This is a genomic window from Tropicimonas sp. IMCC34011, assembly GCF_003390865.1.
In the GTDB taxonomy this organism is placed as follows: domain Bacteria; phylum Pseudomonadota; class Alphaproteobacteria; order Rhodobacterales; family Rhodobacteraceae; genus Tropicimonas_B.
In genome coordinates this window covers 1-8,110 of sequence record NZ_QMEJ01000008.1, presented here as the reverse complement: position 1 = coordinate 8,110, position 8,110 = coordinate 1, and the positions used below count along the sequence as shown (strand labels likewise).

Annotated in this window: 5 protein-coding genes; all 5 read right to left on the bottom strand. The window is 60.0% G+C overall.

Annotated elements, in window-relative coordinates:
* On the bottom strand, positions 1–1,112 hold a 1,112-nt coding region (locus DQG15_RS17935), incomplete at its 3' end, for a hypothetical protein (RefSeq protein WP_116087782.1).
* 46 nt (positions 1,113–1,158) lie between these two features.
* Positions 1,159–4,323: a type I restriction endonuclease subunit R gene (locus tag DQG15_RS17930; protein ID WP_116087780.1), complete on the bottom strand. Its 3,165-nt coding sequence runs from the start codon at positions 4,321–4,323 to the stop codon at positions 1,159–1,161.
* Positions 4,320–5,336: a DUF4268 domain-containing protein gene (locus DQG15_RS17925; protein ID WP_116087778.1), complete on the bottom strand. Its 1,017-nt coding sequence runs from the start codon at positions 5,334–5,336 to the stop codon at positions 4,320–4,322. The genes DQG15_RS17930 and DQG15_RS17925 overlap by 4 nt, the downstream gene beginning before the upstream one ends.
* Entirely contained in the window at positions 5,333–6,496 is a 1,164-nt protein-coding gene (locus DQG15_RS17920) for a restriction endonuclease subunit S (protein ID WP_116087776.1), read from the bottom strand. Before DQG15_RS17920 ends, DQG15_RS17925 begins: the two co-directional genes overlap by 4 nt.
* A complete protein-coding gene (locus DQG15_RS17915) occupies positions 6,493–8,058 on the bottom strand; it encodes a class I SAM-dependent DNA methyltransferase (protein WP_116087773.1) in 1,566 nt (521 codons plus the stop codon). Before DQG15_RS17915 ends, DQG15_RS17920 begins: the two co-directional genes overlap by 4 nt.
* Positions 8,059–8,110: the final 52 nt, after the last annotated feature.

Here is an 8,110-nt window from a genome sequence, read left to right as displayed (position 1 = left end):
AACTGGCAACGATGGCCGATGCCCTTGAAGAAGAAGGGTGAGATGGCGGGATGAGTGGCCATCACCGCATCCACAACATCTGACACACGCACATTTGCCGGGAACAGGTCTCGTGTGCCCCTAGGGAACTTAGTCATTCGTTTCTCAACGAAAAGCATCGATGACATCACGCGCTTAATGCCAGAACGGTACGCCTCGAAACCCGGAATGGCATACAGGTCATTCATGGTGGGGACAGCGTTGGCGATTGAGTAGACGAGCCGAGGCATGATCTGCCCATAGTCCAGCTCGACAATCGGCTCGCCGTTGATCCGGAGATGGCATAGACGGTCTACCTTCTTCATGGGCTGCCAGAAACCTCCATAGAGCCGCCCACCGCTCCGGAAGCTGAAGCGGGTAAAGACACGTCGAAGCTGTCGCTGGCAGGTGTCGATGGCGTTCGGGCCGATGTATGCGAGGTCAGCCTCTGCCAGACGCCGATTGATGCTCCGCATTTCCTGGCGATAGCGGAGGGTTGCCTCGGTGTCCTCGTACTCCACACGTGGCGCTGACCTGTCACGGAACTCTTTTTCGCCCTTGAGCTCGACCGGCTCGCCTGCCTCAACCTCGGTGAAATCATCGGCAGAAAGACCATGACGCGAGAGCATCTGAGAAAGCGCCGGGGTAGGTCGAATGACTGTCTGTACGCCTCTTGCGTTTGGGGCACCTTCTCCAAGGTCCTGTTCCGCGAGCAACAATGCCGGGTGGCACAGAAGGTTGAGAATGGCAGGTAGCACCTTCGTAGTGACCGGCGAGCGATAGCGGGAGCCGTATTTAAGCTTCCCATTCGACCTGTACAGCCGAAGCCCACAACACTCTTCAGCCAGTGCGGAGACGGCAAGGTCAGAGATCACGGCGGAAGCAACGCGCTGAAACGTCTCGAGGTCATCCGCCTTCCGTTTGCGCTTTCTCAAGCCGTAGAGCGCCTCGTGGTCTTCAAGCATCTGGATAATGAACTGGACGAACTGTTTGGCCGCAGGCGTCTTCGGTTCGCGCCATGGGTCGAGCTGTCGTTCGCCATGGATTTCATCGCCATCGGCACAGCCGACAGCGAGCCTGTCTTCGATTGTCATGGGGAGCCTGTGGAGTTGGGGAGCTTCTAATGGTGGCCCCTAATCCTCAGGCTGCAGCGTAGATGCCCTCCGGCCCGCTCTGATAGGCATCGAACACGTGACGGTAGAGACCGTCGCACTTCCGGTAGAATGTGGCTTCATCGTATGCGTCAGGAAGACCACGGTCGAGCGTGAGCTCTATGATTTGCCGCACGGCTCCCCTTGCCTGTTCCTTCTTCGTCCAGTCGAGGACGAGCTTCTCATCCTTGAGCGTCTGCAGGAGTGATCTCGCGACAGCCTTCACCTGCTCGCGTTCCTTATCGGTCAGCTCAGGCTCTGGCGTGGTAAGGATGTCGAAAAGGGCCTTCTCTTCCTCGGTGAGGCCCTCACGGATCGTTTCTTGCTCTTCTTCTGACAGTTCCTCCGCGAGGCGCATCAGCGCATTGAAGAACGCCTCGATGTTCTGGCTGCCGCTGTTGTAGCCATCGATGAGCTTCTGAAACCGCTCGAGGAAGTCCGCGCGGGTCGGGTTCCTCGCCACCATCTGGGCCAGTTTCTGGGTGAGCAATGCGCGAAGCCGCTCTGCTTCGGTCCGCTGTTTCCCAGTGGCGAACTTCTCGCGCAGCTTGTCGAAGTCGATCCGGCCAATGTCGATCAGCTCAGGGTCTTCAGGCGGCTCGTATGGAATAGGCGCGACCGAGCGGTCCAGCAGGTCCTCTACTTCCTGCATGATCGAGGAAATGTCGGGCTTGGGCATTAGGGACCGGATGCGTTCCGCCAACACAGAGATCAGCACGGCGTTAGACGAGAACTCGATGGCTGCCGCATCGGGCAGGATCGCCTTGTAGACCCGAGCCACGATCCTCGCTCGACCGAGGTAGTCACGCTTTGCGGCATCGCTATCGATCAACTTCTCGACTGCCTCACCGATCAAGGCCGTCTTCTCAAGTCCCCTGGACTGCTTGATCTCGTCCGGGTCCACGCCTCGCTCGACAAGGTAGCACAGTGTCTCTGCTATGATGTGCCGGAGGTGTTCAACCAGATCGCTCTTGTCGCGGATCGGTGGCTCTGAGGTGCCGCTGTTGCCGCCGCCGTAGATCGCCAAGGCTTTCTGGAGGTTTCGGAACACGCCGACGTAATCGACGATGAAGCCAGCCTCCTTTCCGGGGAAGTTCCTGTTGGCCCGCGCGATGGTCTGCATGAGCGTATGGTTCTTCATCGGTTTGTCGAGGTAGATCGTCGAGCAAGACGGCACATCAAAGCCCGTGATCCACATGGCGCAGACGAAGACCAGTCGCAGATCATCATTCGGGTCCTTGAAGCGCTCGTCGAGGTCCTCTTCAACCATGCGTTTCCGATGGGGCCTGATGTCCAACCCCTTGTCAGCCAACTCCTTGATCTCGTTCTGGCCCTGCGAGACCACGACGGCCATGTCTGTTGAGGCCATCAGGTCGATCTGCGCTTCGATGATGGGGCGCTCCTCCACCGTCCCCTCCGTCAACCGGGCCTCAAGCTCTAGCCGGTGCTTCTCCCATTGCTCTCGAACCTTGTTGTGCATCCGAACCGCAGTCGCCTTGTCGATGCAGACCATCATCCCCTTCGACTTCAGACCGCGTCCGACGAAATGCTGAACGAGATCGGCGGCGATGGCATCAAGGCGATCATCGCGTGTAATCAGGTGGTATTCGCGGGCGAACTCGCGCTCGACCTTTCGGGCTTGATCCTCGTCGAGATCGGCCTCCTCCAAGAGGGCGTCCATTTCATTGCCCAGCGCTTCATTGGTGAGTTGCAGCTCTGGGATACGATTCTCGTAATAGAGAGGGACCGTCGCGCCGTCCGCGATGGACTGGGCGAAGTTGTAGATCGAAATGTAGTCGCCGAAGACCTCGCGGGTGCGTTCCTCACCGGCCATCAGGGGCGTCCCGGTGAAGCCAAGAAAGCCCGCATTGGGCAGCGCGTTCCGCATGTTCAGCGCGAGCGTGTCGTACTGACTGCGGTGGGCCTCGTCGGTGATCACGATGATGTCGCGCCGGTCGGAGAGCTTCGGGTAGGCCGTCCCGTCCCGAGTGTTGAACTTGTGTATCAGCGTGAAGACGAAGCGGTGATCGCCTTTCAGTAGCTCCTTCAAGTGCGCCCCGCTGTCTGCATGGGCTTCATTGTTGGTCACCGTTCCGGTGGCGAGGAACGTCTTGTAGATCTGCTCGTCCAGCTCCTGCCGATCCGTCACCATCACGAAGGACCAGTTGCCGGGCACTGTCCGCAGCATTTTCCGACTGAAGAACACCATCGACAGGGACTTGCCGCTGCCTTGCGTGTGCCAGAAGACGCCAAGCCGCGCGGGTTCGCCCTCGGGACGATCCCTGGACTTCATGACCTCGACGATGGCGCGGTTGACGCCGAGGTACTGGTGGTTCTTAGCGAGCTTCTTGATCAGCCCCGCCTTGTCCTCCTCGTAGACGATGAAGTTCTCGACCAGATCGAGCAGCTTGCCCTTGGCGCACATGCCCCGGATCGCCGCCTCCAGCGACACGCGCCCTTCCTCTCCCTCGTCCTCTACCCGCTTCCACTCGTTGAAGAACTGCCACGGGGCAAAGGTGCTGCCGACCTTGGTGTCGAAGCCGTTGGACAGGATGATGAAAGCGTTCGGGGTGAAGACATGCGGGATCGTGTCCCTGTAGTCCGTCAGGTTGTCGTCGTAGGCAGACTTGAGCGGGGCGCTGGGCTTCTTTAGCTCGACCAGCACAAGCGGGATGCCGTTGACGAAGGCGATCAGGTCGGGACGCCGCCGATGCATCTCCCCCTTCACCCAGAACTGCGAGGCGAGGAGGAAGTCGTTGGCCTCCGGGTTGCGCCAGTCGATGATGCGGGCAGTCTTCGTCTCCTGCCCACCGCGCGGGGTATTGACCTTGACCTTCACGCCTTCGCGCAGAAGCCGCCACAGTTCGTGGTTGGCATTGGCGGGCACCATGCGGGCGCGGTCGAGGGTGATCTCTTCGATGACCTGCGTGATCGCGCTTCCGGGCAGCTCCGGGTTGAGACGCTCAAGGGCTGTCCGAAGCCGTCCCTCCAGAACAACCTGCTTCGCGCTCTCGCGACCCTCTGTAGATTTCCCGTTCGCCCACTCGTGGTAGAGGTTCACCGTCTCCCAGCCCAGATCGGCGAAGAGCTGGATGGCGGGCTGTTCCACCGCCGCGTCCTCTCCGTAGTCGTGGGCTTGGTCGGTCGGGGTCAACTCCCACTTGCCTGTTCTGACCGAACAGTCTCCGCACGTCTCTTCAAATCCGATAGATCAATGTTTCGGATATGGTTGCTGAAGGCGATACGCAGCCTTTTCATGTGGTCGAGATACCATTCAAAGTACTCGGTCCATCGCGACTGATCCATAGGGTCGGTCTGATGCTGTCGCACCACGATGCGCGATGCCTTTCCACTATCCAGCCTCTCCCACGTAAGGTCGCCACCGAAACTCTTCTCGATCTCTGGCATAAGCCCGTGCAGGTGGTCAAACACCAGCTTTTCGGGGTCGTTGTCGATATAGATTTCGACGCCCAGCCAACGGTCTCTTGCACTGGCAAGCGTACTGAGTTTGTATCCGCTCCGTCCGATGCTGAAGGTCTGCCACATCCGTTTTGACGGGGTTGATATAGCAAAGCCTGCATCACTTTCTGACAAGTAATCTGAGAACGCACCCCAGTAGTCCCGATATTGCTGCTGGGCGGAGTTGATTGCCGTACCGGAGAATGCCTGAGCTCGCTTGCTGACGTGTCGGCTCCATTCGTTCGGCTTTGCGACCACGTAAAAATGCGGGGCGGCTGGCGAGGAGCCGATCTTAAAGAGTTCAAGCTCGACGGCGAAGAAAGAAAAATCGTCAGGCGTGTGGCCGTTCAGCCAATCGATCGCCGCGCGATGCTCCTCGCGGACCTTGGTTGAGATCCAGACAACCTTCACCGGGCCGTCGAGACCGGCGAGGTAGGTCAGGATTTGGCCAAGGTGGGTGTGGTCGGTCTGCTCTAGCTGGTTCTCGACAAGAATATAACCGTCCCGATCCCGCGCGATGATGTCCGCCGAGAAATCGCCTACCGCATGTTCCGTGCCTTCAACTTCGGCGTCCATGAAGTGCAGGGCCCCGGCCAGCACGGCGAAGTTTTCCTCCCGGGCCAGCCAAGGGGTGAAGTCCGTGGCCTCCTTGCTCCATGCCTCACGGGGGGATAGGCGCTTGAGGTGGTCTAGGGGGAGGCCGCTCATTCCGCTGCCTGCAGTGCGGCCTCTGCGCCGCTCACGTCGATCTCGCCCGAGACCAGCTTGGGTAGGAGCAGATCGCGCTGGGCGCGGAGGTTAGCGTTCTGTCGTGCCATAAGAGAGACGCGGGAGAACATCGGTGATACGATCCTCTCGAACTGATCAAGCAGGTCTGCAGGTGGCTGAGCGATGGGATACTTTTGGATGCTCTCGGGCCGCACCCTCTGGCGCCCTTCAGCTCCTGACATGCTTTTGATCGCCACGTCGCGAAAGGCATGAGACCTTGCAAGACAGTAGATCGCGCAGGGTCCGAGTATGAGTGGGCGCAGCACGATGAACTCGGTAGAGCCGAACGCAACCGGCTGGTTTTCGTCGAGAAAGTCCACGAAGCCGGTCTTGCCGTTCTCAAGGCAAGGCGTGATCCGAGCAACCAAGGTGTCAGCGTTCTGGAACTTGGTACCACTGTTGCCATCGCGCTGTTCGATGCCTTCGATGACCATGCTGGTTTCCGACAAGGCCCCCATCGGCACGAAAGGCTTCAGGCTGACGCGGGGAACGGCGGTCCTCGGGTTGATCTGGACAAGGTCATCAAGTTCCACAGCAGACCACTCGCGCGGCAGCTCACCGTCGAACTCCACCCCTTCATGCCCCGGAAAGCGGAAGTGGACGAACCACTCTTCGTAGAGTCGCCGGGCCATCTCTTCGAGGATCGCGATGCGGCGCGTGTTGGTCTCGATCAGGTCGTCATAGGCCGAGAGGATCGCAGCGATGCGCTGTTGGGTGTGGAGGGGAGGAAGAAGGAACTCAAGCGGCTTCAACCTCGATTGGGTCAGTAGAGGTTGCGCTGCTCCACCAGCGTGTCGATTGAGACTTGCATCGAGCAGCAGGTAATACACGAACTGCGTGTCAGTGGTCCCGCTGTCTGCTTCAACCACAATCGTGTTATCCGAGGCCCAGAAGCGTCCGAACGATCGCTCAACTGATCCACAGTACGCACCTACGCGTCCCAGAATGATTGCGTCTTCATACATGAAATCATCGGACTGCCCGATGATCCCATTTGAGCCGTAGACAGGATACCGACCGTCCGTCCCAGCCTTGATCGACTTACCGTTCCGAAAGCGAACGAAGTCCTCGAGCTGATGCGGCACCCAGACCTCGATCACTTCGCTGCCTCCAACACCAAAGCCGAGTTCTCCGCGATCTGTTCTTCAAGCGCTGCCGCCTCGGCGTTCAGCTGCACCAGTTCCTCGTTCAGCTCCTCGAAGCGCACCGCAAAGTCCATTTCCTGCTCCGCGCGGGCCGCCGCGCCGACATAGCGTCCGGGGTTCAGGCTCCAGCCTTGCGCCTCGATCTCGGCCCGCGTGGCGGCCTTGCAGAGGCCCGGCACATCCACATAGCCTGCGTCCAACCCATCCTCGGCCAGCAGGTCCGCGCTGCCTGCCTCGGTCTCGACCGCCTCGCCTCGGTAGAGCCGCACGATGTTCGACAGGAACTCGATCTGCTCGGGCAGGAAGTCCCGGTGGGCGCGGTCGATCTGGCGGTAGAGGGACCGGGCGTCGAGAAACAGGACGGTGTCTTCCCGTTCCGTCCCTCCCTTGCCCTTGTCGAAGAACCACAGGGTGCAGGGCAGCGTGACGGTGTAGAACATGTTCGGCCCGACCGAGACGATGACATCGGTGCTGCCATCCTCGATCAGCCGCTGGCGGATCAGTTGCTCACTGCTCCGCGCATCGCCCGCCGAGTTCGCCATGACGAAGCCCGCACGGCCCTGATCGTTCAGCGCGGCGTGGAAGAGCTGTATCCAAAGGTAGTTGGCATTGTCGGGCTTGGGGATACCGAAGGGGAAGCGCCAGTCGCCCTCCAGGTCCTCCTTGCGGACGCCGGAGACGTTGAAGGGCGGATTGGCCATAACGAAGTCGAAGCCGCCGCGTTCGGAGAAGACCCTCGGGAAGAGCTGCTTGATGTCGGTGGCGTAGGTGTTGGCCTCGCGCACATCACCCGACAGACCGTGGACGGCGAGGTTCATCTTGTTGAGGTTGACCGTGACGCGGTCCTTCTCGACCCCGTAGATGCTGATCTCGCTGCTGGGGGTCTTGCCGTGACGCTCAACGAAGTCCGCAGACATCACGAACATGCCGCCAGAGCCACAGGCCGGGTCAAGGATACGGCCCTCGTAGGGTTCGATGATCTCGACGATGAGCTTCACGATGCTCTCGGGCGTGTAAAAGACCCCGCCCTTCCGGCCCTCCTTCATGGCGAAATTGCCGAGGAAGTATTCGTAGACCTTGCCGAAGGCGTCCCCTGTCAGGTCGATGGGGGCGAGGAGACGCAGGAGTTCGACTAGCACCTCGTTGCCGAGGTCGGTGTAGGTCTGGGGCAAAGCGCCGGAGAGGTCGGGGTTGTCTTCCTCGATGGCCTTCATGGCCTCGTTGATGGCCCTGCCGATATCGTCGCTCTCTGTGAGGGATTGCAGGCGACTGAAGCGGGCCTCTGGACGCAGGAAGATGATGCCTTCCGCGTCGTAGTCGGCCTTGCTGATCTTGCGGCGGTTGCCCGATCCGACCGGGCCGATCCGTGTCTCAGCCTGAGCGAACCGCTTCTCCGCGTAACGCAGAAAGATCAGGCCAAGGACAGGGGTCGAGAACTGGCTCGGCTTGAGACCCGTGTTGGCCCAGAGCTGGTCTGCCGCCGACCATAGGCGCTTCTCGACGTCCCCGTTAACCATTCCATCGACCCTTCAAAAGATGTCTTCCAAGTCCATGGTAGCCTTGAGAAAC